The 25,054-nt window shown below is 61.3% G+C and carries 22 protein-coding genes; 8 read left to right on the forward strand and 14 right to left on the reverse strand.

Annotated features, from left to right (window positions below; all coding sequences use genetic code 11):
* Positions 1–135 precede the first annotated feature (135 nt).
* Positions 136–891 carry a COG4705 family protein gene (locus BLR63_RS29430; protein ID WP_010566110.1) on the forward strand — a complete coding sequence of 252 codons (756 nt, stop codon included), beginning with the start codon at positions 136–138 and terminating at the stop codon, positions 889–891.
* A 56-nt stretch (positions 892–947) separates the two neighbouring features.
* On the opposite strand, the gene BLR63_RS29435 is transcribed toward BLR63_RS29430, so the two are convergent.
* The 4 genes from BLR63_RS29435 to BLR63_RS29450 all read right to left on the reverse strand — a co-directional run bounded on the left by BLR63_RS29435 (position 948) and on the right by BLR63_RS29450 (position 7,293).
* Positions 948–2,267, reverse strand: a complete 1,320-nt coding sequence (locus BLR63_RS29435; protein ID WP_010566111.1) for an MFS transporter — start codon at positions 2,265–2,267, stop codon at positions 948–950.
* Positions 2,268–2,537: 270 nt separating this feature from the next.
* On the reverse strand, positions 2,538–3,863 hold the full coding sequence (locus BLR63_RS29440; protein WP_010566112.1) for a sigma-54-dependent transcriptional regulator: 1,326 nt from the start codon (positions 3,861–3,863) through the stop codon (positions 2,538–2,540).
* Positions 3,857–5,623 (reverse strand): ATP-binding protein, encoded by a 1,767-nt coding sequence (locus BLR63_RS29445; protein WP_010566113.1) that lies wholly within the window; start codon positions 5,621–5,623, stop codon positions 3,857–3,859. Before BLR63_RS29445 ends, BLR63_RS29440 begins: the two co-directional genes overlap by 7 nt.
* A gap of 146 nt (positions 5,624–5,769) precedes the next feature.
* Positions 5,770–7,293: a fumarate hydratase gene (locus tag BLR63_RS29450; RefSeq protein ID WP_010566114.1), complete on the reverse strand. Its 1,524-nt coding sequence runs from the start codon at positions 7,291–7,293 to the stop codon at positions 5,770–5,772.
* Between the two features lie 215 nt (positions 7,294–7,508).
* Between BLR63_RS29450 and BLR63_RS29455 the strand changes: the two genes are divergently transcribed.
* Positions 7,509–8,441, forward strand: a complete 933-nt coding sequence (locus BLR63_RS29455; protein WP_010566115.1) for an iron-sulfur-binding ferredoxin reductase — start codon at positions 7,509–7,511, stop codon at positions 8,439–8,441.
* A 111-nt stretch (positions 8,442–8,552) separates the two neighbouring features.
* Here BLR63_RS29455 and pyk read toward each other — a convergent pair whose 3' ends face one another.
* Complete coding sequence (gene pyk, locus BLR63_RS29460; protein WP_010566116.1) at positions 8,553–10,004, reverse strand: pyruvate kinase; 1,452 nt, start codon at positions 10,002–10,004, stop codon at positions 8,553–8,555.
* 175 nt (positions 10,005–10,179) lie between these two features.
* On the opposite strand from pyk, the gene BLR63_RS29465 reads away from it, so the two are divergent.
* Entirely contained in the window at positions 10,180–10,554 is a 375-nt protein-coding gene (locus tag BLR63_RS29465) for a tol-pal system YbgF family protein (protein ID WP_010566117.1), read from the forward strand.
* A 225-nt stretch (positions 10,555–10,779) separates the two neighbouring features.
* Complete coding sequence (locus tag BLR63_RS29470) at positions 10,780–11,139, forward strand: PilZ domain-containing protein (RefSeq protein ID WP_042947103.1); 360 nt, start codon at positions 10,780–10,782, stop codon at positions 11,137–11,139.
* A gap of 62 nt (positions 11,140–11,201) precedes the next feature.
* Here BLR63_RS29470 and BLR63_RS29475 read toward each other — a convergent pair whose 3' ends face one another.
* The 6 genes from BLR63_RS29475 to BLR63_RS29500 are packed head-to-tail and all read right to left on the reverse strand — an operon-like array spanning position 11,202 to position 17,866.
* Complete coding sequence (locus tag BLR63_RS29475; RefSeq protein WP_010566119.1) at positions 11,202–12,533, reverse strand: DUF58 domain-containing protein; 1,332 nt, start codon at positions 12,531–12,533, stop codon at positions 11,202–11,204.
* Positions 12,534–12,540: 7 nt separating this feature from the next.
* A complete protein-coding gene (locus tag BLR63_RS29480; RefSeq protein ID WP_010566120.1) occupies positions 12,541–13,536 on the reverse strand; it encodes an AAA family ATPase in 996 nt (331 codons plus the stop codon).
* Positions 13,533–14,684, reverse strand: coding sequence for a DUF4350 domain-containing protein (locus BLR63_RS29485; protein ID WP_010566121.1), 1,152 nt, complete (start codon positions 14,682–14,684; stop codon positions 13,533–13,535). The genes BLR63_RS29480 and BLR63_RS29485 overlap by 4 nt, the downstream gene beginning before the upstream one ends.
* On the reverse strand, positions 14,681–16,210 hold the full coding sequence (locus tag BLR63_RS29490; protein ID WP_010566122.1) for a DUF4129 domain-containing protein: 1,530 nt from the start codon (positions 16,208–16,210) through the stop codon (positions 14,681–14,683). The genes BLR63_RS29485 and BLR63_RS29490 overlap by 4 nt, the downstream gene beginning before the upstream one ends.
* Positions 16,197–17,177: a stage II sporulation protein M gene (locus BLR63_RS29495; protein WP_010566123.1), complete on the reverse strand. Its 981-nt coding sequence runs from the start codon at positions 17,175–17,177 to the stop codon at positions 16,197–16,199. The genes BLR63_RS29490 and BLR63_RS29495 overlap by 14 nt, the downstream gene beginning before the upstream one ends.
* Positions 17,174–17,866 carry an RDD family protein gene (locus BLR63_RS29500; RefSeq protein ID WP_042947104.1) on the reverse strand — a complete coding sequence of 231 codons (693 nt, stop codon included), beginning with the start codon at positions 17,864–17,866 and terminating at the stop codon, positions 17,174–17,176. Before BLR63_RS29500 ends, BLR63_RS29495 begins: the two co-directional genes overlap by 4 nt.
* A 167-nt stretch (positions 17,867–18,033) precedes the next feature.
* On the opposite strand from BLR63_RS29500, the gene sbcB reads away from it, so the two are divergent.
* Entirely contained in the window at positions 18,034–19,461 is a 1,428-nt protein-coding gene (sbcB, locus tag BLR63_RS29505) for an exodeoxyribonuclease I (protein WP_010566125.1), read from the forward strand.
* 87 nt (positions 19,462–19,548) lie between these two features.
* Here the strand turns inward: sbcB and mvaT are convergent, their stop codons facing one another.
* The gene (gene mvaT, locus BLR63_RS29510) at positions 19,549–19,923 is read right to left on the reverse strand and encodes a histone-like nucleoid-structuring protein MvaT (RefSeq protein ID WP_005790963.1); all 375 of its coding nucleotides are present in this window, start codon (positions 19,921–19,923) and stop codon (positions 19,549–19,551) included.
* A 349-nt stretch (positions 19,924–20,272) separates the two neighbouring features.
* Between mvaT and purU the strand changes: the two genes are divergently transcribed.
* Positions 20,273–21,121 carry a formyltetrahydrofolate deformylase gene (purU, locus tag BLR63_RS29515; protein WP_010566126.1) on the forward strand — a complete coding sequence of 283 codons (849 nt, stop codon included), beginning with the start codon at positions 20,273–20,275 and terminating at the stop codon, positions 21,119–21,121.
* An 86-nt stretch (positions 21,122–21,207) separates the two neighbouring features.
* A complete protein-coding gene (locus BLR63_RS31605) occupies positions 21,208–21,384 on the forward strand; it encodes a hypothetical protein (protein WP_010566127.1) in 177 nt (58 codons plus the stop codon).
* Between the two features lie 59 nt (positions 21,385–21,443).
* Here the strand turns inward: BLR63_RS31605 and BLR63_RS29520 are convergent, their stop codons facing one another.
* Both BLR63_RS29520 and BLR63_RS29525 read right to left on the reverse strand, forming a co-directional pair.
* Positions 21,444–22,187, reverse strand: coding sequence for a DUF2334 domain-containing protein (locus BLR63_RS29520; RefSeq protein WP_010566128.1), 744 nt, complete (start codon positions 22,185–22,187; stop codon positions 21,444–21,446).
* Complete coding sequence (locus BLR63_RS29525; protein ID WP_010566129.1) at positions 22,180–23,301, reverse strand: glycosyltransferase family 4 protein; 1,122 nt, start codon at positions 23,299–23,301, stop codon at positions 22,180–22,182. The genes BLR63_RS29520 and BLR63_RS29525 overlap by 8 nt, the downstream gene beginning before the upstream one ends.
* A 272-nt stretch (positions 23,302–23,573) precedes the next feature.
* Here BLR63_RS29525 and BLR63_RS29530 point away from each other — a divergent pair, with 272 nt between their 5' ends.
* On the forward strand, positions 23,574–25,052 hold the full coding sequence (locus BLR63_RS29530; protein WP_042947124.1) for a helicase HerA-like domain-containing protein: 1,479 nt from the start codon (positions 23,574–23,576) through the stop codon (positions 25,050–25,052).
* Positions 25,053–25,054: the final 2 nt, after the last annotated feature.

The following is a 25,054-nucleotide window of genomic DNA, read 5'->3' on the forward strand; positions in this document are numbered from 1 at the left end:
CGAATTTCCATCAGCCCGATGGAATTTTCATTCATCGTCCACCTATTTTTCACAGTGTCCTGTTCAGTCTGCGCCCGACGTCGACACCCTCAAAAGTCGACCATCGAAACACTGAGCTTCGGAGTCTGCTACCCCATGAATAAACTTCCTCAGATCACCCTGGCGTTCTGGGTCATGAAAATCTGCGCGACCACGTTGGGCGAAACCGCCGGGGACTTGCTGTCGATGACCCTGAACGTGGGTTATGCCATCAGCTCGATGATTTTGATCAGCGTGTTCCTGGTCACCCTGGTGACGCAACTCTGGTCGAAAGCCTACAACCCGGTGCTGTATTGGATTGTGATCCTGTCCACCAGTACCGCCGGTACCACCATGTCGGACTTCATGGACCGCTCCCTGGGCCTGGGATATGCCACCGGATCGATGATCCTGATCGTGATCCTGATGATCATCTTCGCGATGTGGCACCTCAGTGGCGAGTCGCTGAACGTGAATAAGGTGCAGACCTTTCGCGGCGAGTTGTTCTACTGGATGGCGATTCTGTTCTCCAACACCCTGGGCACCGCGTTGGGTGACTTCCTGGCGGACGATTCGGGGCTCGGCTTTGCCGGTGGCGCCTTGTTGATCGGCTCGACCATTGCGGTGGTGGTGGCGCTCAAGTACTTCACCCGGATTTCGTCGGTGCTGCTGTTCTGGGTGGCGTTTGTCCTGACCCGTCCGTTCGGCGCGACCCTGGGCGACTTCCTGACCAAGCCCCACGCGAAGGGCGGGTTGGATTTCGGCACCATCGGTTCTTCTGCGGTGTTGGCGGCGGTGCTGGTGGTGATGATTGTCGGGGCGTCGTATGCGCAGCGGCGCTATGTGCGGCGCGAAGTGGCAGAGTTGTCCTGATTTCAAATGTGGGAGGAGGCAAACCCCCTCCCACATTTTTTTACTGCATCAAGCGGTTAGTCCGTGGTGATCCGTGAATGCTTGCGGGTGTCCTTCATGGTCACGTAGACCAGTAGCGACACGGCGATACAGGCGGTTACGTACCAGTAGTAGCCGGTCTCCATCCCGATGCTCTTGAACCACAGCGCGATGTATTCAGCGGTGCCGCCGAAGATCGACACGGTCAGGGCATACGGCAGCCCTACGCCCAGGGCACGGATTTCGGTCGGGAACAGTTCGGCTTTGACCACGGCGTTGATCGAGGTGTAGCCACTGACGATGATCAGCGCCGCCATGATCAGGAAGAACGCGCCCCACCAGGTCTGGATGGTGTGCAGGGTGGTGAGGATCGGCACGGTGAACAGCGTGCCGAGGATACCGAAGGCGATCAGGATCGGCCGGCGACCGATCTTGTCCGACAGCCCACCGATCAGGGGTTGCAGGCACATGAACAGAAACAGTGTCGCCGCCGAGATGGTGGTGGAGTCGGGGATGCTCATGCCGACGGTGTTCACCAGGTATTTCTGCATGTAGGTGGTGTAGGTGTAGAACGCCAGGGTGCCGCCCATGGTCAGGCCGACCACGGTCATCAGTTCCCTGGGGTGGCGCAACAAGGTGCGCATCGCGCTTTCCTTGGCTTTTTCCTTCTTGGTGAACGACTCGGTTTCTTCCATGCCGCGACGCAGGAACAGCGCAACCACTGCGCACAGTGCGCCGATGGCGAACGGGATACGCCAGCCCCAGTCGTGGAGTTGCTCGGTGGTGAGCACCTGTTGCAGCACGATCAGCACCCCCAGGGCAATGAGCTGGCCGGAGATCAGGGTCACGTACTGGAAGCTGGAGTAGAAACCACGACGTTCCTTGGTTGCCATCTCGCTCAGGTAGGTGGCGGAGGTGCCGTATTCGCCGCCGACTGACAGTCCCTGCAGCAGACGGGCAAACACCAGCAGGATGGGTGCACCGATACCGATGACTTCATATCCCGGGCTCAGGGCAATCAGGAGAGAGCCGAAGCACATCAGGTAGACCGAGGCCATCAGGGCTTTTTTGCGCCCGACTTTGTCGGCATACAGGCCCATCAGCCAGCCGCCGATCGGGCGCATCAGGAAGCCCACGGCGAAGATCGCGGCGGTGTTGAGCAATTGGGCGGTGGTGTCGCCTTTCGGGAAGAAGGTTTTGGCGAAGTACAGCGAGAAGGCCGCGTAGACGTACCAGTCATACCACTCGACCATGTTGCCGACCGATCCGCTGAAGATCGATTTGATCCGGCTGGAGGTGGTGCGTGCTTTTGCCGGCGCGGCCGCCGACCCCAGAGGCAAGGTGTTGGAATTATCCATCGAAGGATCCTTCAGCTAGTTGTTTTTATGGAGCGTGCGGGAGCACAGCCTGGTCCGGGCTATAGCAGGAGCTGTGCCAACCGCTCGAGGGCCCGGTCTAGAAGGGGTGGGGTGTTTTTTTGAGCGGAAAGCCGCCGATGAAAATGGAGCTGATGAGCGGAAATCCGCTCATTCTGTAGGAGCGAACTCTCTCGCGAAAAACGCCAGGACACCACGCTCATCCAGGATGTACGGCGTCATCGTTGACGATCTTCGCGAGCAAGCTTGCTCCTACAGGAAGGTTTCTCGGGTCAGGCCGTGGCGTTGCATCTTTTCATTGAGGGTTCGCCGTGGCAGTTGGAGTTCGGCCAGCACCGCCTTGATATCGCCTTTATGTCGGGTCAGCGCGGCCTTGAGGCAGTGGGCCTCGAAGGCTTCCTGCTGCGAGGCCAGGGATTGGCCGGCTTCGATGCCTTCCGGTTCAGGCTCGCCAAGGCCCAGCACCTGGCGTTCGGCGACGTTGGCCAGTTCGCGCACATTGCCCGGCCAGTCATGGCTGAGCAGGCGCCCCAGTTGCGCGCCGCTCAGCGGTGCGACGCTGCGGCCCAGGCGCTCGGCGGCGTTGTGGGCGAAGTGGTCGAACAGCAGCGGGATATCTTCACGGCGTTCGCGCAGGGGCGGCAGGCGCAGTTGCGCGACGGTCAGGCGGTACGCCAGGTCTTCGCGAAAACGCCCGGCGCGAGCCTCTTCCAGCAGGTCCGGCTTGGTGGCGGCAATGATGCGCAGGTCCACCCGAATGCTCTGGTTGGAGCCCAGGCGTTCCAGCTTCTGCTCTTGCAGCACGCGCAGCAGTTTCACCTGTTGGGCCAGGGGCATGCTTTCGATTTCATCGAGGAACAGTGTGCCGCCGTGGGCATATTCCAGCTTGCCGATCCGCTTGCCCTGGGCGCCGGTGAAGGCGCCGCTTTCGTGGCCGAACAGCTCGGCTTCGAACAGTTGCTCGGGGATCGCCGCGCAATTGAGGGCCACGAACGGCTTTTTCGCGCGCGGGCCGAAATCATGCAGGCAACGGGCGACCAGCTCCTTGCCGCTGCCGGTCTCGCCACGGATCAGCACGTTGACCGGCAAGCCCGCCAGGTCCAGCACTTGCCGCCGCAGGTTCTGCAAACCACGGGAGACGCCCAGCAGGCTGGATTCCAGCTGCGCGCGATGGTCGGCCTGTTGATGCAGGCGGCGGTTTTCCAGGATCAGCCCGCGCTTGTCCAGGGCGCGGCGCAGACTGTTGAGCAGTGCGTCGGGGCTGAAAGGTTTTTCCAGGAAGTCGTAGGCACCGTCGCGCATGGCTTCGACGGCCATCGGCACATCGCCATGGCCGGTCAGCAGGATCACCGGCAGGTCGGCGTCGCGGCGCTGCACTTCGGCCAAAAGCTCCAGGCCGCTGAGCCCGGGCATGCGGACGTCGCTCAGGATCACCCCGGGGAAATCCTTGGGCAACTGTTCCAGGCAGGCCTCGGCGCGGCTGAACAGTTGCACCTCGAACCCCGACAGGCTCAACCATTGTTCGACGGCCGTACGAATGCTGGCTTCGTCATCCACCACAATCACGGCATTCAGCATAAGTCTGGCGTCTCCAGCACGATGGGCAGGGTCAGGGTGAATACCGCGCCGTCGCCCTGGTTACCGGCGGTCAGGCGTCCGCCCAATTCGTGCACGATAGCGTAGGACACCGCCAGTCCCAAGCCGAGGCCATCGCCCACCGGCTTGGTGGTGAAGAAGGGGTCGAACACGTTGTTGAGGTGTTCGTCGGCAATTCCGCCGCCGCTGTCGCTGACGGTCAGTCGCCACAGTTGCTCGTCGGCGTGCAGGCGGATTTCCAGGCGTTTGCGCGGTTTGTCGGCCATGGCGTCGAGGGCGTTGCGCAGCAGGTTGATCAGCACCTGTTCGAGGCGGATTGCATCGCCGCGAACCCAGGCCGGGCGGGTCAGGTCGAGGACCACGCCGATGGCTTCATCGCGCAGGCGCGCGTCGAGCAGGTGCAGGGACTGGTCGACCACGGTCGCCAGGTCCAGGCGTTCGCGCAGGCCGCTGGGGCTTTTGCGCGCGAAGGTCTTGAGGTGGCCGGTGAGCGCGGCCATGCGGGTGAGCATGTCGTCCAGGGGGGTGAGCGCTTTGTAGGCGTCCTCCACCCGGCCGTGGTCCAGCAGCAGGCGCAGGGTCGCCAATTGCATGCGCTGGGCAGTCAGCGGTTGGTTGATCTCATGGGCGAGGGCCGCCGACATCTGTCCCAGCGCCGCCAACTTGGCGGATTGCACCAAGCCGTCCTGGGCGGTACGCAGCGCCTGGGTGCGTTCTTCCACCAGTTGTTCGAGCTCTTCGCGGCTGCGCTGGCGCATGCGGGCCAGGCGCCAGCGCTGGGTGAGGAACAGCACGAGGAACACCAGCGCCAGCCACGACCCGGCAGCGGCGAGGCCTGCATTGCGCTGGTCTTCAAAGGCGAACTGGGGTTTGCGCAGCAGGTGCAGGGTCCAGCCTTCGGCCTTCAGCGGCAGGGATTCCCAGATGTAATTGGCGTTGCCGTCCGGGCCGTTGACGCGCATCAGGTGGCTGTTTTCGTCGAAACGCTGCAAGGGTTGAGCGTCCAGCGGCTGCAACTGTTTCTTGTCGTACTGGCGGGTGGCCTTGAGTTCGGCGAGGTCGTTGTCCGATAACGGTCGCAGGTTGCGATAGCGCCAACCCGGCTGGTTGGCGATAAACACGATGCCGCGCGCGTCACTGACCAGCAGCAGGTCATCGCCCTGGGCCCACTCGCGCTCAAGCTCGGGAAACTCCAGCTTGACCACCATGGCGCCGAGGAACTGCTCGTGTTCATCCACCACTGCGCTGGAAAGAAAATACCCCGGCACTCCGGTGGTCACCCCCACCGCATAAAACCGCCCGGTGCCCTGGCTCAAGGTCTGGTGGAAATACGGCCGGAAGGCGTAGTTATGCCCGACGTAACTGCTCGGCAGGTTCCAGTTGCTGGCCGCCACGGCCAGGCCGGTGCGGTCCATCAGTTCCAGGGTGGACGACTGCGCGGCATCGTTGATGCGTTCCAGCTTGCGGTTGAGCACATCCTGGGTGGTCGCATCCAGCGGGCCCTTCAAGGCGCTGATCATTTCCGAGTCCAGTGCCAGCACGGCCGGCAGCGCGCGGTAGCGTTCGATCAGGGTGTGCAGGGAGTTGGCGTACAGCGCCAGCTGCTGGTTGGCGCGTGCGGCATCGTCCACCAGGGCCTGGCGTTCGGCATGGCGGGTGGCCAAGGCAGCGGCCAGCACGGCACCGACGATGATCAGCAGTGAGTAGACGGTCAGGCGCAGGGGGCGAGGGATCACGATCATACGGTGAGGAGCAGGCGCGGTAAGGGGAACGCACCATACCACGAGCCGCTGGAGTCTTGTGGTGAGTCGGCCTGCCGTGACGAGCGGGCAATAAAAAGGCGACCTGGCTGATGGCCGAGGTCGCCTTATCGCTCGCGGCGAGGTGCTTACTGCACTTCTACCGCCAGGCTTTCACTGATCTTTTTCTGCCAGATGGCAGGACCGGTGATGTGGACGGATTCGCCCTTGCTGTCCACCGCGACGGTGACCGGCATGTCTTTGACCTCGAACTCGTAGATCGCTTCCATGCCCAGTTCGGCGAAGGCGACGACGCGCGACTTCTTGATGGCTTGGGCCACCAGGTAAGCAGCACCGCCCACGGCCATCAGGTACACGGCCTTGTAGTCCTTGATCGCTTCGATGGCGGTCGGGCCGCGCTCGGATTTGCCGATCATGCCCAACAGGCCGGTTTGCTCGAGGATCTGGCGGGTGAACTTGTCCATCCGCGTTGCGGTGGTCGGGCCAGCCGGGCCAACCACTTCATCGCGCACCGGATCAACCGGGCCGACGTAGTAGATGAAGCGACCCTTGAGGTCCACCGGCAGGGGTTCGCCCTTGTTCAGCATCTCGACCATGCGCTTGTGCGCCGCGTCGCGACCGGTGAGCATCTTGCCGTTGAGCAACACGGTTTCGCCCGGCTTCCAGCTCTGTACGTCTTCCGGGGTCAGGGTGTCGAGGTTGACGCGACGGGCCGATGGGCCAGCTTCCCAGACGATTTCCGGGTAGGCGTCCAACGATGGCGCTTCCAGCGATGCCGGGCCCGAACCGTCGAGCACGAAGTGCGCGTGACGGGTGGCGGCGCAGTTGGGGATCATGCACACCGGCAGGGAGGCGGCGTGGGTCGGGTAGTCCATGATCTTCACGTCGAGCACGGTGGTCAGGCCACCCAGGCCCTGGGCGCCGATGCCCAGTTGGTTGACCTTCTCGAACAGCTCCAGGCGCAGTTCTTCGATGCGGTTGGAAGGGCCACGCTTTTTCAGCTCGTGGATGTCGATGGATTCCATTAACACTTCCTTGGCCATTACCGCGGCTTTCTCGGCGGTGCCGCCGATGCCGATGCCGAGCATGCCCGGTGGGCACCAGCCGGCGCCCATGGTCGGAACGGTCTTGAGTACCCAGTCGACGATCGAGTCGGATGGGTTGAGCATGGCCATTTTCGACTTGTTCTCGGAACCGCCGCCCTTGGCCGCCACGTCCACTTCCACGGTGTTACCCGGAACGATGGAGTAGTGGATCACGGCAGGGGTGTTGTCCTTGGTGTTTTTGCGCGCGCCCGCCGGGTCGGCGAGGATCGAGGCACGCAGGACGTTTTCCGGCAGGTTGTAGGCGCGACGCACGCCTTCGTTGATCATGTCGTCCAGGCCCATGGTGGCGCCATCCCAACGTACGTCCATGCCTACGCGCACGAACACGGTGACGATACCGGTGTCCTGGCAGATCGGGCGGTGGCCGGTGGCGCACATGCGCGAGTTGATCAGGATCTGGGCGATGGAGTCACGGGCCGCTGGCGATTCTTCGCGCAGGTAGGCTTCGTGCATGGCCTGGATGAAGTCAACCGGGTGGTAGTAGGAAATGAATTGCAGGGCGTCTGCAACGCTCTGAATCAGGTCGTCTTGCTTGATCACGGTCATGAGTCGCGCTCCTCTATAAGGGAACATTCAATAAAGGTGGCTTCAGTGGTGCATCGGTCGGCTGAAGCCAACTTTCCAAGGCACGCCGTATGGTGCTGGCGCGACGCTAAAAAGGCGCGGCAGTATAACCCGGCGCGGTGGCCGATACACCCGACTATGGTCAAACTCGGCCGGGCGTGATTCCCTGTGCAGGCTTTTTTGATCCGAGACCTTGTATGCCTGAACTGTACGTCGGCGAACGCCACTGGTCGGTTTCCACCGGCAGCAACCTGTTGGATGCCCTGAATCAGGCCGGCGTCGCCGTGCCCTACAGTTGCCGCGCCGGCAGTTGCCATGCGTGCCTGGTGCGTTGCCGGGGTGAGGTCGAGGATAAGCATCCCGATGCCCTGAGCCCGGCGCAACGCCAGGAGGGTTGGCGGCTGGCGTGCCAGTGCCAGGTGAGTGGGGATGTGCGGGTCGAAACGTTTGATCCGCTGCGTGACGGGTTGTCGGCCCAGGTGGTGGGCGTCGATTGGTTGAGCTCGAACGTACTGCGCCTGCGCCTGCAACCGGAGCGCCCCCTGCGCTATCGCGCCGGGCAGCATCTGGTGGTGTGGGCGGGGCGGGTCGCACGCCCTTATTCCCTGGCCAGTCTGCCTCAGGAGGATCCTTTCCTGGAGTTTCACCTGGATTGCCGCCAGCCCGGCGAATTCAGCGATATCGCCCGACAGTTGCGGGTAGGTGATCGCCTGCGGTTGGGCGAACTGCGCGGCGGCGCGCTGCAATACGACCCCGACTGGCAAACCCGACCGCTGTGGCTGCTGGCGTCGGGCACGGGCCTGGGGCCTTTGTGGGGTGTGCTGCGCGAGGCGTTGCGCCAGGATCACCAGGGCGCCATCCGCCTGATTCACCTGGCCCATGATGCCGATGGTCATTACTTGGCTGGGCCCCTGGCCGCGCTGGCCGCGCATCATTCCAACCTGACGGTGGAACTGTGGACGGCGCCGCAGTTGAATCAGGCATTGGCGCAACTGCGGCTTGTTTCCCGGCAAACCCTGGCCTTGCTCTGCGGGCACCCGGTCAGCGTCGAGGCATTTTCCAAGCGCCTGTTCCTGGCCGGGCTGCCGCGCAATCAACTGCTGGCCGATGTGTTTCTGCCCCGTGGTTGAGCGCTGAATTCAACCGTCGCCAGATCCGCCATGACCGGCGCCGTCCTCCCAGATGGAATGCAAAAAGCCCCGCCATTCACATGGCGGGGCTTTTGTTTTTCAGCGTGTCACTCAGACCTGCGGGTCGCCCACATGCAGAATCTTCATGCCATTGGTGCCACCGGTGGTGTGGTAGCTGTCGCCCTTGGTCAGGATGACCCAGTCGCCTTTCTCTACGACGCCACGCTTGACCAACTCGTCGATAGCCTTCTGGCTCACTTCGTTCGGTGCCAGCGATGCCGGGTCGAACGGGATGGTGTACACGCCACGGAACAAGGCGGCGCGAGCCTGGGCTTCGCGATGAGGGGTGAACGCATAGATCGGCACCGAGGAACGGATGCGCGACATGATCAACGGCGTGTAGCCACTTTCGGTCAAGGCGATGATCGCCTTCACGCCCGGGAAGTGGTTGGCGGTGTACATGGCGGCGAGGGCGATGCTCTGGTCGCAGCTTTCGAACACTTGGCCGATGCGGTGGCTGGAGGTCTTGCTGGTCGGGTGCTTTTCGGCACCGACGCAGATACGCGCCATCGCTTGCACGGCTTCCAGCGGGTATGGGCCGGCAGCGCTTTCAGCCGACAGCATCACGGCGTCGGTGTAGTCGAGCACGGCGTTGGCCACGTCGGACACTTCGGCACGGGTCGGCATCGGATTCTGGATCATCGACTCCATCATCTGGGTCGCCACGATCACTGCTTTGTTGTGGCGGCGCGCGTGCAGGATGATCTTCTTCTGGATACCGATCAGCTCGGCGTCGCCGATTTCCACGCCCAGGTCGCCACGGGCAACCATCACGGCGTCGGACGCATTGATCAGGCCATCGAGGGTCTCGTCATCGGCCACGGCTTCGGCGCGTTCGATCTTCGCCACCAGCCAGGCGGTACCGCCGGCTTCGTCGCGCAGTTTACGGGCGTATTCCATGTCGGCGGCGTCGCGGGGGAAGGACACCGCGAGGTAGTCCACTTCCATTTCGGCGGCGAGCTTGATGTCGGCCTTGTCTTTTTCAGTCAGCGCCGGCGCCGTCAGGCCACCGCCGCGGCGGTTGATGCCTTTGTGGTCGGACAGCGGACCGCCGATGGTCACGGTGCAGATCAGTTCGGTACCGGTGGCGGTGTCGACGCGCATGACCACACGGCCATCGTCCAGCAGCAGTTCGTCACCGACGCCGCAATCCTTGACCAGGTCCGGGTAGTCGATACCCACGACTTGCTGGTTGCCTTCGGTCAGTGGATGGCTGGTGGAGAAGGTGAATGTGTCGCCGATCTTCAGTTCGATTCGTTTGTTGGCGAATTTGGCGATACGGATTTTCGGGCCTTGCAGGTCGCCCAGCAGTGCCACGAAGCGGCCGTGCTTGGCGGCCAGGTCACGCACCAGCTTGGCGCGAGCCTTGTGCTCGTCGGGGGTGCCGTGGGAGAAGTTCAGACGGGCAACGTCCAAACCAGCCAGAATCAGCTGTTCGAGGACTTCCGGCGAGTTGCTGGCCGGGCCAAGGGTGGCGACGATTTTGGTACGACGGACGGACATGCACAGACTCCTGAGTTCAAGCGCTGAGGAAGGCTACTATGCTCTTTGGTTGTAGTCATTGTTCGTTTGCACTACTTATCGGCGATTCGCTTGTTTTCGGTTTGCTTGAATGGATGAACATCCTTGAAGATTTTCGGCCTGGGGTCGATACACTGCTCAAGACAGGAGAACCCTCATGCGAATTTTGCTCATTGCTGCCCTGGCCGTCAGTGTTTGCGGCTGTACCCGCTGGTCGATGGACCACCATCTGAACAATGCTTACCGCGCCTATGATGTCGGTGATTGCCAGCGCGTCACTCTGGAATTGTCCCAGGTCGACCGCGAGAGCCGCACCCGCCGTTATGTGCAGCCGGAGGTTTCGATGTTGCGCGGGCAATGCCTGGAACGGCAGAAACTGTTCGTCGATGCGGTGCAGACCTACCAATTCATCATCAACCAATACCCATCGAGTGAGTACGCCTACCGTGCCCGCGCAAGGCTGGATACGTTGCAGCAACTGGGGCATTACCCTGGTGCAAGTGCAGCCCAGCCACGGCCTGCCTCGTTGTAAAGATATTCGTCGTTTGCTAACTGGCCTGTTGCCAGTCTTGGGCTATCCTTTGAATGTTCATTTGTACAAGTTTATATACGAATGAATGCGAGGCCCGGACTCGGCGGCTGTCCAGTGACACAGCGTTGTCTGTTGTCACACCGAGATCCAGGGAGAGCGAGCGGTTATGCTCGTTCCGAATCACTGGCACGGCCAGAGTCATGGCCACTGGATGGCGATCTCACCATGTTTACCGACAGACGGATAGAGCGGCACCAGCTACCTTATTTTCTACAAGTGTTTAACGGCCTTACCGACAAACCCATCGGTTTTTTAGGTAATGTTTCCGAGGATGGGCTGATGTTAATCAGCCAGTTACCCATGATGGTCAATGCGGATTTCAAGTTGCGCTTGAAAATTCCAGGGGTTGACGACACCTTCGATGTAATCGATCTCACGGCTACCTGTCTGTGGAGTCATGAAGATATCAACCCGCAGCATTACGATTCCGGGTTCAGCGTGCTTGAAGCGCCCGAGGAATATGGGCAATTGATCAGCATCTTGTTGCATTACTTCAGTTTTGATCCCCTGCAGGCTTCGGCCTAGACACCGCGCGTTGTCGACCCGGTTCGGGTGGTTGCCCATGCCGTGGTCGTGCGCTCTTTTTTTCACAACACTCCGGCTTTCTTCCACCCCTGGTAGCGTGTCACCAGGGCCGTTCCCAGCGCCGATGGGGTGGTGTCCAGCACTGACAGCCCATGGGCCCTCAAGCGGTCATGCAACTCATCCCGGGTGTTGAGGTAATCGACGGTGCCGCTGTAGGCCAATGCCTCCGGCAACGTCTGTACCGGGGATTGGCGCAGATGATCGAGTACTTCCTCGCGCAAACTGGCTACCAGCACCTTGTGCTGGCGGCTGATGCGTTTGACGGCAGTCAGCAATGCTTCATCGTCCTCATCCCGCAGGTTGGTGACCACAATCACCAAGGCCCGACGTTTTTGCCGAACCAGCAGTTGGCTGGCTGCCGCCTGGTAATCGGCTGTTCGTCGAGTGGTGTCCAGGTCGTATACCGCATTGAGCAGCACGTTTAACTGGCCGCTGCCCTTCACCGGCGCCAGGTAGCGTGGCTGGTCACTGGCAAAAGTGGCCAGCCCCACGGCGTCTCCCTGGCGCAAGGCGACATAGCTGAGCAGCAGGCAGGCATTGAGGGCGTGGTCGAAATGGGATAGTTCGTCATCCTGGCTGCGCATGCGTCGGCCGCAGTCGAGCATGAACACGATCTGTTGATCGCGCTCGTCCTGGTATTCCCGGGCGATGGGCGTGCGTTGTCGCGCGGTGGCTTTCCAATCTATCTGCCGGAGGCTGTCACCTTCGCGAAACTCGCGCAGTTGATGAAACTCCAGCCCCAAGCCGCGTCGTTGGCGTTGGCGCACGCCCAGTTGGCTCAGCCAGTTATCCACACCCTGCAGCTGTGCGCCGTACAGTCGGGCGAAATCCGGGTAGACGCGGATACCATCGCAGGCCTCGATAAAATGCCGTGCCGACCAGAGACCCAGGGGGCTGGGCACATGGATCTCGCAACGGTCAAAGCTGAAGTGCCCGCGCCGCACGGGGCGAAGGCGGTAACCCAGCTCACTGCGTTCACCCGGATGCAGTGCGATGGACTGTGGCATGTTCTCCATGGTCAACCCGTCGGGGACATGATCGAACACCTCTACCGTCAGCGGCTGAGGGTAGTCATGTTCCAGGGCCAGGCGAACCTCACCCCATCGTCCCAGCGCCAGGCTGCCGGGCATCTGCCGGCGCACGCGCGGAGGCGGGCGACGACGCTGTCGCATGGCATCAAGCATGGCCAGCAGCAACAGCGCCAGGAGCAAGCCCCAAGCCACTGAATGCAAGGTGTCGGGTACGTTGAACTGCAGCGCTGCCGCAGTGCCGAGCAGAATGCTCAAGCCCAGCAGTATGCCAAGCCAGGTCAACAGCAGGCGGGTCGGTTTCATGGGCGGGTCATTGCCGAGGTGCCGGAATCTGATCCAGCACCTGCTTGAGTACCTGGTCGACGTCCAGCCCGTCGATGTCCAACTCTGGCGCGATGCGTACACGGTGACGCAGTACCGCGAGGGCGCATCCCTTGATGTCGTCCGGGGTGACGAACTCGCCGCCGCGTAACAACGCCCGAGCGCGGGCGCCGCGTACCAGCGCGATGGATGCCCGGGGGCCGGCGCCGATGACCAGCCCGGGCCAGGTGCGGGTGGCTCGCGCCAGGCGCACGGCGTAGTCGAGCACCTGTTCATCCAGGGCCAGCTCACTGGCGATCTGCTGCAAGCGCAGCACGTCTTCGGCCAGCAGCACCGTGCGCAGCGGCTGCACATCCAGCATATCGGCACGGGAAGAGCGCGTGACTTCACGCACCATATCCAGTTCCTGCTGCGCCTGTGGATAGTCCATGCGGACCTTGAGCATGAAGCGGTCCAGTTCGGCTTCCGGCAAGGGGTAGGTACCTTCCTGCTCGATGGGGTTCTGGGTTGCCAGCACCATGAACGGCTGGTCGATGGGCAATGCCTCGCCCTCCAGGGTGACTTGCCGCTCCTGCATGGCTTCGAGCAGCGCCGCCTGGGTCTTGGCCGGGGCGCGATTGATTTCGTCGGCGAGTAGAAGGTGGGTGAACACCGGCCCCTTGCGCAGCTTGAATTGCTCGGTATGCAGGTCGTAAACGGCATGGCCGGTGACATCGCTGGGCATCAGGTCGGGCGTGAACTGGATGCGCGCGAAATCGCCGTCGAAACAACGCGCCAGGGCACGTACCAGCAGGGTTTTGCCCAGCCCCGGGACACCTTCGAGCAACACATGGCCGCCGGCGATCAGCGCGGTAAGGACATCATCGATCACCTGGTCCTGGCCAATCACGGCCTTGCGTAGCTCTGCGCGCAGGGACTGGGCCTGCTGGCTGGCGCGCTGAAGGGGCTCGCTGGACAGGGCAGGGGCGCTTGGAAATTCGCTCATAGGGCATTCCTGAGGGTTTGCAGGCACGCCACCTGCCGGCTGAAATCGGCGCTGGAAAGCCGCTTTGCCGGGAGTGGGCCGAGGGCCTGGCTGATGACGTGAGAGGGTTGGCGCGTCAGGTGTTCAAGCACCCGCCACTGTTCTGTGTTGTCGAGGTGCTCAAAGCCCGGATGCCGCTGCCGGGCGGTGCGCAGGATATCGCGCTGCAAGGCCTGCAACAGCGTGCCCTGGCCGCTGTGGCGCAGCAGAAAGTCAGCGCTGGCCTTGAGGTGTTCCAGCAATTGTCGGCGAGCCTTGGGGGCGGGAGGCTGGATAGGCCCTTGGCGCATGCCGGCGCGCCAGAGTCCCAGGGCGAGCAGGCTGATGAGCGCCACCAAAGCCTGGGGGAAATACCGGAGCAGCAGGGTGAACAGGTCGTCGACATCACTGTTGAACAGTAAGGTTACGGCGGTACCCTGGCTCAGGTACCACAGTAGCCAGGCATTGTCGTATTTGCCGATAGCCGGGTTTTTCCACAGGTCGCTATCGGTGATTACCGTCACCTTGCCGTTCCCCAGGTTGAGCTGCATGAGGTGGCTCGACCTGGCGCTATTAGCGGAAAATTGCGCGAGGTGCTTGGGGTCGATGAGGTTGAAGTCGGTGTCGAAGCTGAAATAGGCCGCGGCGGTTTCATTGTCGACATAGAGTTTGGTCAGGTCCGGCGCTTTCTTTTGACGCGCCGGGGTGGGTTCTTCAGGTTTGTCACTCAAGCTCTGGTGGATTTGCAGGCGATCAAGCAACAAATCGCCGCTTTTGCCGGTTTCTTCGTCCCATAGCGCCTCGGCCACCAGCAACAGATGGCCGCCGGATCTGACCCAGGCCAGCAGATGCTCGACCTGGCGTGGCGACATGTTGCTGCGTGCGCCCAGTAACAAAAGGCTGTTGCCCGTGGCCGGTAGGCTCCCCAGCCGCTCGAGACTATTGGCCTGTTCCACGGTCAGGCCTTGTTGACGCAGAAAGTGTTCGGCGGCGAGGTAAGGGTTGGCCAGGGCTTCTGGGGAGGGGCCATGGTCGACCACTTCGTCATAGGGAATGGCTTTGCTCCAGGCGTAAAGCCCGCCCGCGCCGAGCAGGGACGCCAACAGCAGCCACAGCAACGGCCGGTTCATCGAGGGCCTCCTGTGTTGAACAGGGCGCGCCAATCACTGCACAGTTTGGACTGGGCCGAGATCGGGGGAAGGTGATGACCGTAGGCGAGGTTTTGCCAATGCCGGGTCACTTCGTCGCTGAAGGCCAACAGTTGCGGTTGCTGCAACTGGCGAACACGTTCCAGGACCTCGCCTTCGGTGTCGGCGCTTTTGAGCGGCAGGTTGAAGTCATGCAGCAACCGGCTGAGCAGGCCTCGATACAGCAAGCCCAGGGCCTCCCTCGGCTGGGTGGCCCACAGTTGCTCGGCGGCTCTGGCAACATCCTCGGGCAGCGTCTCGGTGCTCAGCTCCAGACCGAATAATTGCGTGGGCACGCGTCGGGAGACCTCGGGGTTACGACGCTCGCGACGACCGACAAAGGTGCGCAGCCAGTCGCGATAGCGCCACACCAGCATCGCCAGGCTGCCAATCAGAAGGCCCCACAACAGGACTTCCAGGCCTTTGGCGATGTGTTTGAAGGTGTCGCTGTTGAGGTTGCCCAGAAGTACCTTGAGCCAAGTTGGAAGTTTGCCGTCACCCCGCTTTGTGTTCTCAGTGGCGGGTTTGTCTTCGCCAAAGCGATAGCGGGTGAGGGTCTCCTGATTCTTGAAGGGGGGCTTGTCCAGCAGCGTCTTGATCGATTGGTTCGCGCCCTGGGTGCTCAACGGTCTGGGGGGGGCGGAAGCGTCGGCCATGGCAGGGGGGCTGAATGGCAGCAACGTCAGTACAGTCATCAGTAATAGCAGGGGGGCCACGCTGCTCAGGCGTTGGCGAAGACGTCGAAAGACCAGCTCCAGGTCCCAGGCCTCCAGTACGGTACGGCGGTTCAGGTAGAGGCTGAAACCACAGGCGACATAGATTGGTTCCCAAAACACCAGGATCAGGACGTAGAAGGCATTACCCAGGTGTTCCAGCCACAGTCCCTCCGAGGATGTCGCCAGGGCCAGGCGTTGCCAGTCCCAGTCCATCTCGAGTTGTTGGGGAATAAACAGATAGAACAGCGCCATGCAGCCGAACCACAGGCCGATCTCCAGGTGCACCCCTACGGTGGTCAACCAGCGTGCGGCCCCGGCATTGCGTTGCAGGAGTACGCCTAAGCGCTTTTGGCGGGCCTGGCCACCCAGGCCTTCGAGTTGGCTCACCGGCATGACGAAGCTACGGCTCAGGCTCAGCCGCCGCCAGGTCAGGCTGGCGAGCAGTTGGCCATTCAGCAGGCGTGGCCACTGGCGCACGGCTTGCTTGAGGCTGGGCGTTTCGCCAAACAGGGCCTTGGACAGGATATACAGCGGCAGGCGGTCGAAGGCCGGCTTCAGCCACCAGAACAGGACCATGGCGGTGGACGGATATGCCCACAGCAGCGCGGTGAGCAGAGCGAACACCGGTAGCGTCACCAGCGCCCAGCTGCCCATCAATAGCAGGCGATGTTCCCGGGCCATCAATACGCCAAGGTCCATGGCTTCCCAGGAGGAGCGTGGGCGAATCACCACGCTGGCATCACTCAGGCGCATGGCGTGTCCTTCCTGCAAGGCTCAGGTATGCGGCCACCAGTAACCACAGGACAGTACCTGTCAGGTATTTGACCCAAGGGGGGATTCCCGTGGTCGAGGACCAATAAGCCTCGATAAACGCGGCGATCAGCAGGAATACCATGACGCCACACAGTATCTGCACGCTTTTATGGGCTGCCAGCCGCAAGGATTCGCTACGGGACAGACGCCCAGGTGCAATCAATGCCCAGCCCAGTTGCAGGCCCGCGGCACCGGCGAGGGCGATGGCGCTGAGTTCGAATGCACCATGGCCGATGACGAAGGACCAGAAGGTCTGCCCATAGCCAATTTCGGTCAGGTGCCCTGAGACCGCGCCGATGATCAGGCCATTGAAAATCAGAAAGAACACACTGCCCAGGCCGAACAGCAAGCCGGCGGCAAACGTCTGGAAGGCGATACCGGTGTTGTGCATCACATAGTAGCCAAACATCATCCAGTCCTCGCTGGACGCACGTTCGGCAGCACGGCCCAGACGGCTGGCATCGGGGTCGTACATGCTCTGCATCTCGGCCACCTGTTGGGGGCTGACGATGCTGTAGATCAGGTCTGGAAACAGGTAGACCAGCAGGGCAATACCTATCAGGCTGCCAAAAAACAGCAGGCTGGCAATCAGCACGAAACGCCATTGCTCGCGTACCAGCCGGGGAAAACCGGCCAGGACGAAGCTCAGCACGTTCGCGGCCAATTGGCTGCGATGACGGTACAACTGTTGGTGGCCGCGCAGCGCGAGTTGTTGCAATGGATCCACCAGGTAACTGCTGTAGCCACGCTCCTGAGCCAAGGCCAGGTGTTGGCACAGTCGCCGGTATTGATGAGGAAAGTCGGCCACATCACTGGCCTTGGCCTTGCCTTGTTCCAGCTGCTTGAGGTGCTCGGCAAAGGCTTGCCACTGGGGTTGGTGACGGCTTTCGAACTGGCTCTGTTTCATGTCGGCCCCAACAGCCCACGGGCCACGCCATTGAGCTGCTCCACTGCGCGGGCCGGGGAGACCTGCAAGGGCGTGGCGAGGATCGAGGCCAACTCGTGAACGCGTTCTGCCGACAGTTCACCCTGGCGCTCGGCGAAACCAAGGATGGCACGCTGTTCGCTCAACTCCAGCGCAAAGGGCAGGCGCAGTGCCGGTGCTTGAGGTACCTGGGGGCGTGCAAGAGGCTGTTCGCGATAGATCACCAGTGTGCCGGCGGCCAGGTCGCCCAGGCGTTTGAAGTGGGGATGCTGCAGGCAACTGATCGCGCCGAGAAAGTAGCCGAAGGGCAGCATGTCGACAAACCGCAGCAGGTTGCGGATCAGTGATGCCGACCAGCCGATCGGGGTGCCGTCGTCTTGTACCACACGCAGGCCCATCACCTGCTTGCCCGGTGAACAGCCTTGGTTGAGCACCTCGAAGAGCACCATGTACCACCAGCTGAGCAGGAACAACAGCAGGGAACCAAGGCCAATGCCGATGTTGCCAAGCCAGGCCAACGGCACCAGGAGGATACCCATGACCACCCCTCGTGCGCCCAGGTCGAAGGCGAACGCCAGCGCGCGTGGCATCAGGCCGGCGGGGCGCAGGGGCAGGTCGATGCCCTCCGGGGTCTCGATCTGGTAGCGGGTGTCCAATGGGGCTGGAGGCATCGCGATCCTTGGCAGTGCTGAGCGTCTGGGAGACACGGATGCTAGCAGTGTCGGCGATGGAAGCAACCTCTCAAGGTTTTGCTGGATGTTTGTACAGAGCACTGGGCGCTGGCCTTGGACGTTGTTCAGCGCCTAGACTTTGTCGCTCTTCAGTACAGGAATAGCCCGTGACCTCCATTTTCTGGTACGACTATGAAACCACCGGCATCAACCCGCGCAGCGATCGTCCATTGCAGGTAGCCGGTATTCGTACGGACTTCGACCTCAACGAGATCGGAACTGCGGTCAATCTTTTCTGCCGGCCCGCTGACGATATCCTGCCCCATCCCGCAGCCTGCGCGATTACTGGCATTACGCCCGGCATTCTTGCGGAAAAAGGCCTGGCCGAAGCCGATTTCATGACCCGGGTACATGCCGAGCTGGCCGCGCCGGGCACTTGCGGTGCCGGTTACAACACCTTGCGGTTCGACGACGAAATGACGCGCTACAGCCTGTATCGCAATTTTTTCGACCCTTACGCACGGGAATGGCAGGGCGGCAACAGTCGTTGGGATTTGATCGACGTGGTTCGCACCGCCTACGCCCTGCGCCCGGAGGGTATCGAGTGGCCACAGCAGGACGGGCGCGTCACGCTCAAGCTGGAGCGCCTGACCGAAGCCAACGGGATCGATCATGGCCAGGCGCACGACGCGCTGTCCGATGTGCGCGCCACTATCGCCCTGGCGCGACGGATTCGCGAGCGGCAACCCAAGCTGTACGCCTGGTTGTTCCAGCTGCGCACTAAGCAAAAGGTGATGGACCAGGTGCGCTTGTTGCAACCGATGGTGCACATTTCCGGGCGTTTTTCCGCCGAACGCCATTACCTGGGGGTCGTATTGCCCTTGGCCTGGCATCCGCGCAATCGCAACGCACTGATCGTCTGTGATCTCGGGCTCGATCCCCAGGGGTTGCTGGACCTTGATGCACAGGTCTTGCGCCAGCGCTTGTACACCCGCCGTGATGAGCTTGCCGAGGGTGAGCTGCCGGTGCCGCTGAAATTGGTGCACATCAACCGTTGTCCGGTGGTCGCCCCCTTGAATGTGCTGCGGGCCGAAGACTGTGAGCGTTTGCATCTGGATATGGGGATTTTTCAGGAGCGGGCGCTGCGGCTGAGTGACGCACAGGAACTTTGGCGCGATAAGTTGGCAGCCATTTACGCGGAGGAAGACTTTGTACCGAGTACCGACCCTGAACAGCAGCTATACGACGGTTTTATCGGGGATCGTGATCGTCGCTTATGCGAACAAGTCCGGACGGTTGAGCCTGCGCAATTAGCACGCCAGCAGTGGCCTTTTGATGATCATCGTTTGCCGGAATTATTATTTCGCTACCGTGCCCGTAACTTTCCAGACACCTTGAGCAGCGAGGAGCAACAACGCTGGAAACTTTTCTGTCAGCAACGTTTGTCAGATCCTGAGTGGGGTGCGCCGAATACCCTTCAGGTATTTAATCTGGCCCGACAGGAGTTGGCTGTTAGTGCTACGCCGTTTCAGTGTGAGGTGTTGGCGCAGTGGCAGGAATATGTGGATGCTTTAGCGGCTCGGTTGAATCTGTAATCGCTTTTATAGAATGTGCAGGCAATAAAAAACGCCAGCAGGCTGGCGTTTTTATGTGTTGCGTATCAGGCGCGGGCCTGGCGAAGCTTAGCCCAGCAGGGTAGCCCAACCTTCAACCACGTCGCCGCCCCACTTGGCTTTCCACTCTTTCAGCGTTTTGTGGTTGCCACCTTTGGTTTCAATCACTTCGCCGTTGTGCGGGTTTTTGTACTGTTTGACCTTGCGAGCACGCTTGGTGCCGGTAGTTTTCACGGCGCCACGTGGTGCTTTAACTTTCGACTCTGGGTCCAGCAGCGCGATGATGTCGCGCAGGGATTTGGAGTATTCACCCATCAGGGTGCGCAATTTGCCTTCGAATTCCAGCTCGGTTTGCAGTTTGTCGTCTTGGGACAGGTTCTTCAAGCGGGCTTGCAGCTCTTTGATAGCTTCTTCGGTGGCGCGGTATTCGTTGATCAGAGACATGTTGACTACCTTATGTAGAGCGCTGATTGACAGGGAGAGTGGCCCAATAATAGTCAGACACTTTCCCCAAGTAAACATTTAAGAACGTATTGAGGTGAATTACTTTGAAAGTTTTTAGCAAACCTATGCAATCGAGTTAATTAATAGGTCATAGGCCTGAAGATAATCTCCTTGGAACTCGGCGAACAGCCGGGGGGATGCGCTAGATTCATATAGGGTTGGTAAAGCCTTAGGCTATGTAAGGCGCATGCGGCGAGCCGGCGATCAGAATAAGCGTTAACGAATACTGCAGTTTTTCTGCGCAATCGCTAGAATGGCGGCCTTTGCGAAGTTCTGGAGTTCCCCCCTAATGCGCACTTTTCGGCTGGTGATTGCTTGCCCGGACCGGGTCGGCATCGTTGCCAAAGTCAGTAACTTTCTGGCCTCCCACAACGGTTGGATCACCGAGGCAAGTCATCACTCGGACAATCTCAGCGGTTGGTTCTTCATGCGTCACGAAATCCGTGCCGATACGTTGCCTTTTGGCCTCGAGGCCTTCCGTGAGGCCTTTGCGCCGATCGCCGAAGAGTTCTCGATGACGTGGCGCATCACCGACACCGAGCAGAAAAAACGCGTGGTGCTGATGGCCAGTCGCGAGTCCCACTGCCTGGCAGATTTGTTGCACCGCTGGCACAGCGATGAGTTGGACTGCGAGATCGCTTGTGTGATTTCCAACCATGACGACCTGCGCAGCATGGTCGAGTGGCATGACATCCCTTACTACCATGTGCCGGTCAACCCGCAGGACAAGGAACCGGCCTTCGCCGAAGTGAATCGACTGGTCAAGCAACACGAAGCCGACGTCGTGGTGCTGGCGCGCTACATGCAAATCCTGCCGCCGGAACTGTGCCGCGAATATGCCGGCAAGGTGATCAATATCCACCACAGCTTCTTGCCGTCGTTTGTCGGTGCCAAGCCCTACCATCAGGCATCCCTGCGTGGCGTGAAGTTGATCGGCGCAACCTGCCACTACGTCACCGAAGAGCTGGACGCAGGTCCTATCATCGAGCAGGACGTGGTACGCGTCAGCCATAGCGACAGCATCGAAGACATGGTGCGTTTCGGCCGTGACGTGGAGAAGATGGTACTTGCCCGTGGCCTGCGTTATCACTTGGAAGACCGCGTGCTGGTGCGCGGTAACAAGACCGTCGTGTTCTGATCGACGCGTCATGATTGAAGAATGAAGGGCCTGGGCGTTAAATCGTCCCAGGCCTTTTTTTTTGATCCGCACGGCAGGACACACCCATGACCGACCCACTCGATAAAGCCACGTCCAGGGCGCCGGCTATATTGGGCGAAGGGTGTCTGAGTCGCTATGACCCGGACGCGCTGGATGCCGAGGATGGTACTGATTTTCCAGGGGCAGCCCAATTGTGGGAGCACTTGCAGGAACTTCCCGGTGCGCCTGAAAAAGATGCTTGAGCATCGGCGCCGCCATCAGCACAAACACGGGCTGGCCAGCAACCGCCAGATCATCCGGCTCATGGCTGGGTGGCCAGCCATGCAGCCTTGGTCCGCGGGATGCGCCCATCGTTAAGCAAGCGTTGCAGGGTTTGCAGCCAATAACGGCGGGAAAGCTCATGGCGCATGTCTACCGGGTGCAGCCCCAGGCGGATGACCGGGGCCGCACGCCAGTGATGTTCGCGTCGATCGCTCAGGATTTTGGACAGACCGCGGCGCCAGGCACTGCGCGCGCTCCAGACCAGGCCGGGGGCGTCAAGTGGGGTGAAATCGGGCAGACGATAAAGATGGTTGGGGTCGCTGGTGTAGGTCAACGGCAACTGACGCAGGGCCTGGCGAGTGCCGTGGCTCATCAGCCAGGCCGGTGCTACGAAGCCTTGCAGTAGCCAGTCGTGGCGGCGGAACAGGTCGATGCCGTCGGTAATGCGCTGTAACGCCTGTTGCCGCGACAGTTGATAGAACTCGCCCTCGTGGGTGTAGATGCGTCGCATGAACCACTGTCTTGGTGTATGTGGTGCGGGTTGATCGTCGCAATGGTAGTAACCGTGCAAGGTCAGTTCATCGCCCCTGGCCACGCGGTCGTCCAGCAGGCGCCGAAAGTCATCCTGGCCGGCCAGGCTGTCATGATGATGGAAGTCCGGCACCACCAGCCAGGTGATGGGCACCGTACCCAAGGCGTCGACGGCCTCGACGAAGGAGCGGTAGTCTGGCCATGTTGACGGCGCCACATCGTGCAACACCAGCAAAACCGCGCGCTCAGCCATGGGAAAGCATCGGTTTGTGGGTCTCCAGCACCGCGCAGTAGTGCTCCAGCAGGCTATCGACCACAGTGTCCCACGCGTAATGCTGCTCCACATGCCGCCGAGCCTGCGCGCCCAGCCGGCGACTATCTGCGCCGAACAGCTCGCGCACCGCGTCGGCCATGGCGCGTGGGTTATTGGGGGCGCATAGCAGGCCGCAGCGCTCATCGACGATTTCGTTGAACGCACCGGCCGCCACGGCGACCACCGGGATGCCGCAGGCCATCGCTTCCAGAATCACCAGGCCGAAAGTTTCCTGGTCACCGCCGTGCAGCAACGCGTCGGCACTGGCCATCAGTCGGGCAACGTGCTGGGCAGGGCGAAACCCGTCGACCACTGTGACGTTGTCGGGCACGTGGGCCGGCATCCCGGAGCCCACCAACAGCAAGTGATAGCCATCCCCCAGGCGCCTCATGCACTTGAGCAGCACCGGCAGGTTTTTTTCCTTGGACCCGCGTCCGGCGAAGATCAGCAGGTGGGTGTCTTCGCCGATGCCCAGTTCGGCGCGCAAGCCAGGGTCGCGCACATCCGGGGTAAAGGTTTGCAGATCAACGCCCAGCGGCTGGACGAAGACATTCTTTACCCCAAGCCCGATGAGCTTGTCGGCCATCACTTGGCTGGGGGCCAGTACCCGATCGAAATTGCCATAGAGTTTGCTGACGTAGGCTTCAACGTTGGGCGTGAACCAGGGGCCCATGCGGTTGCTCACCAGCAGCGGCAAATCGGAGTGGTAGAAACCGATGACCGGTACATCCAATTGGCGTCGGGCGTCCAGCGCGGCCCAGGCAGTCAGGTACGGATCGCCGACTTCGATCAGGTCTGGCTGTAAATCGCGCAGGACATTTCGCCAGGGAGCCAGGCGCAGCGGGAATCGATAGCCTTTGCCGAAGGGCAGGGCGGGCGCCGGCACCTTGAAGATCCCATCTCGTTCGCTCAAGTGCGCACCGGGGATCAACAGGCTGTGGCGAATCCCGGGCTTGAGCGCCAGGCGCCGGTGCTTGGCGTCGAGATAAGTGCGTACGCCCCCGCTGGCGGGGGCATAGAACATGGTTATGTCCGCGATATGCACGATGAACACCCCTCCTATCCATTGCTCACCTTACGTGGACCTGGGGTAAGGATAGATGTTCGATCGGGATTGGAGGGATGTGTATCGCAGAGAGCGGCTCAGCTTCGGAAGCTGCGCGCCCGCCGGCTAGGCAAAATGGCAGCGTCAAAAAAGGTGTGATACTTGTTGTGATAGCGCTGGGGGTTCCCATAGGACCCAACTGACCTCTTTATTAGACGTTGTGGGCCTCACATCGGCCTGTAGCGACCTGGCGACAGTAAAGATTAACCATGGGTGATCAAATGCCTGACTCTATGCAACTCCTTATCGGCGCAGACCTTTCCGGCCTGCCGATTGCCCAGTCCATGCGCCTGGCCAATCGTCACGGGCTGATCGCCGGCGCTACCGGCACGGGCAAGACCGTCACATTGCAACGCCTGGCTGAAGCCTTCAGTGATGCAGGCGTTGCCGTGTTTGCCGCCGACATCAAGGGTGACCTCTGCGGCCTGGGGGCGGCGGCTAATCCCCAGGGCAAGGTGGCTGAACGTATCGCCGGTATGCCTTTCCTCAATTACACGGCCAAGGCGTATCCGGTCACGTTGTGGGACATCCACGGGCAGTCCGGTCATCCGTTGCGCACCACCATCAGTGAAATGGGCCCTTTGTTGCTCGGCAGCCTGTTGGAACTCACCGACAGCCAGCAGTCGGCCCTGTACGCAGCCTTCAAGGTGGCGGATCGCGAAGGCTTGTTGTTGCTGGACCTCAAGGATCTCAAGGCACTGCTCAATCACCTGCGTTATCACCCGGAACTGCTCGGTGACGACGCGGCGCTGATGACGACCGGTTCCAGCCAGGCCCTGTTGCGGCGCCTGGCGGTGCTCGAGCAGCAGGGCGCCGAGGCGTTGTTTGGCGAACCGGCCCTGCAGCTTGAAGACATCCTGCAGCCTACCGGCGACGGACGCGGGCGTATCCACCTGCTGGACGCCAGTCGCCTGGTGCACGAGGCGCCGAAGGTCTATGCGACCTTCCTGCTGTGGCTGCTGGCGGAACTGTTCGAGCAACTGCCTGAGCGCGGTGATGCGGACAAGCCATTGCTGGCGCTGTTTTTCGACGAAGCCCACTTATTGTTTGCCGATACGCCCAAGGCCTTGCAAGACCGCCTTGAGCAAGTGGTGCGGCTGATTCGTTCCAAAGGCGTGGGCGTGTATTTCGTAACCCAATCGCCGGGCGACCTGCCGGACAGCGTGCTGGCCCAGCTCGGCCTTCGCATCCAGCATGGCCTGCGGGCGTTCACCACCAAGGAGCAGAAGTCCTTGCGGGCTGTAGCGGACGGTTTTCGACCAAACCCGGCATTTGACACTTTGGCGGTGCTGACCGAACTGGGTACCGGTGAGGCATTGGTGGGCACCCTGCAGGAAAAAGGCACGCCGGAGGTCGTCCAGCGCGTGCTGGTAGCGCCGCCGCAATCGCGGATCGGGCCGTTGAGCGAGGCCGAACGCGCTGCGCTGGTGGCCCGTTCACCGTTGTTGGGACGTTATGACCAACCCATCGATCGGGAATCCGCTTATGAAGTGCTGATGGCACGCAAGGAGTTGGCACCGACCGAAGAGGCCAAGACGGCTGCCGAGGAACCGAGCTTTACCGACAAGGCCGGGGCGTTTCTGGGCACCACGGCGGGCAAGGCGCTCAAATCTGCCATGCAGCAGGCCGCCAATCAGATGGGGCGTCAATTGGTGCGGGGCTTGTTGGGGTCGCTGTTGGGCGGCAGCAAGCGCAAGTAGTG

This window comes from Pseudomonas extremaustralis, assembly GCF_900102035.1.
Classification (GTDB): Bacteria; Pseudomonadota; Gammaproteobacteria; order Pseudomonadales; family Pseudomonadaceae; genus Aquipseudomonas; species Aquipseudomonas extremaustralis.

Excerpts from the sequence above, each read along its gene's own strand:
- BLR63_RS29430 (WP_010566110.1), top strand. The coding sequence starts at position 136 with ATGAATAAACTTCCTCAGATCACCCTGGCGTTCTGGGTCATGAAAATC.
- BLR63_RS29465 (WP_010566117.1), top strand. The coding sequence starts at position 10,180 with ATGCGAATTTTGCTCATTGCTGCCCTGGCCGTCAGTGTTTGCGGCTGT.
- mvaT (WP_005790963.1), bottom strand. The coding sequence starts at position 19,923 with ATGTCTCTGATCAACGAATACCGCGCCACCGAAGAAGCTATCAAAGAG.
- BLR63_RS29500 (WP_042947104.1), bottom strand. The coding sequence starts at position 17,866 with ATGCCTCCAGCCCCATTGGACACCCGCTACCAGATCGAGACCCCGGAG.
- BLR63_RS29490 (WP_010566122.1), bottom strand. The coding sequence starts at position 16,210 with ATGCGCCTGAGTGATGCCAGCGTGGTGATTCGCCCACGCTCCTCCTGG.
- BLR63_RS31605 (WP_010566127.1), top strand. The coding sequence starts at position 21,208 with ATGACCGACCCACTCGATAAAGCCACGTCCAGGGCGCCGGCTATATTG.
- BLR63_RS29480 (WP_010566120.1), bottom strand. The coding sequence starts at position 13,536 with ATGAGCGAATTTCCAAGCGCCCCTGCCCTGTCCAGCGAGCCCCTTCAG.
- BLR63_RS29450 (WP_010566114.1), bottom strand. The coding sequence starts at position 7,293 with ATGACCGTGATCAAGCAAGACGACCTGATTCAGAGCGTTGCAGACGCC.
- BLR63_RS29485 (WP_010566121.1), bottom strand. The coding sequence starts at position 14,684 with ATGAACCGGCCGTTGCTGTGGCTGCTGTTGGCGTCCCTGCTCGGCGCG.
- purU (WP_010566126.1), top strand. The coding sequence starts at position 20,273 with ATGCGCACTTTTCGGCTGGTGATTGCTTGCCCGGACCGGGTCGGCATC.
- BLR63_RS29530 (WP_042947124.1), top strand. The coding sequence starts at position 23,574 with ATGCCTGACTCTATGCAACTCCTTATCGGCGCAGACCTTTCCGGCCTG.
- BLR63_RS29520 (WP_010566128.1), bottom strand. The coding sequence starts at position 22,187 with ATGGCTGAGCGCGCGGTTTTGCTGGTGTTGCACGATGTGGCGCCGTCA.
- BLR63_RS29495 (WP_010566123.1), bottom strand. The coding sequence starts at position 17,177 with ATGAAACAGAGCCAGTTCGAAAGCCGTCACCAACCCCAGTGGCAAGCC.
- BLR63_RS29470 (WP_042947103.1), top strand. The coding sequence starts at position 10,780 with ATGTTTACCGACAGACGGATAGAGCGGCACCAGCTACCTTATTTTCTA.
- BLR63_RS29475 (WP_010566119.1), bottom strand. The coding sequence starts at position 12,533 with ATGAAACCGACCCGCCTGCTGTTGACCTGGCTTGGCATACTGCTGGGC.
- pyk (WP_010566116.1), bottom strand. The coding sequence starts at position 10,004 with ATGTCCGTCCGTCGTACCAAAATCGTCGCCACCCTTGGCCCGGCCAGC.
- BLR63_RS29455 (WP_010566115.1), top strand. The coding sequence starts at position 7,509 with ATGCCTGAACTGTACGTCGGCGAACGCCACTGGTCGGTTTCCACCGGC.
- BLR63_RS29435 (WP_010566111.1), bottom strand. The coding sequence starts at position 2,267 with ATGGATAATTCCAACACCTTGCCTCTGGGGTCGGCGGCCGCGCCGGCA.
- BLR63_RS29440 (WP_010566112.1), bottom strand. The coding sequence starts at position 3,863 with ATGCTGAATGCCGTGATTGTGGTGGATGACGAAGCCAGCATTCGTACG.
- BLR63_RS29445 (WP_010566113.1), bottom strand. The coding sequence starts at position 5,623 with ATGATCGTGATCCCTCGCCCCCTGCGCCTGACCGTCTACTCACTGCTG.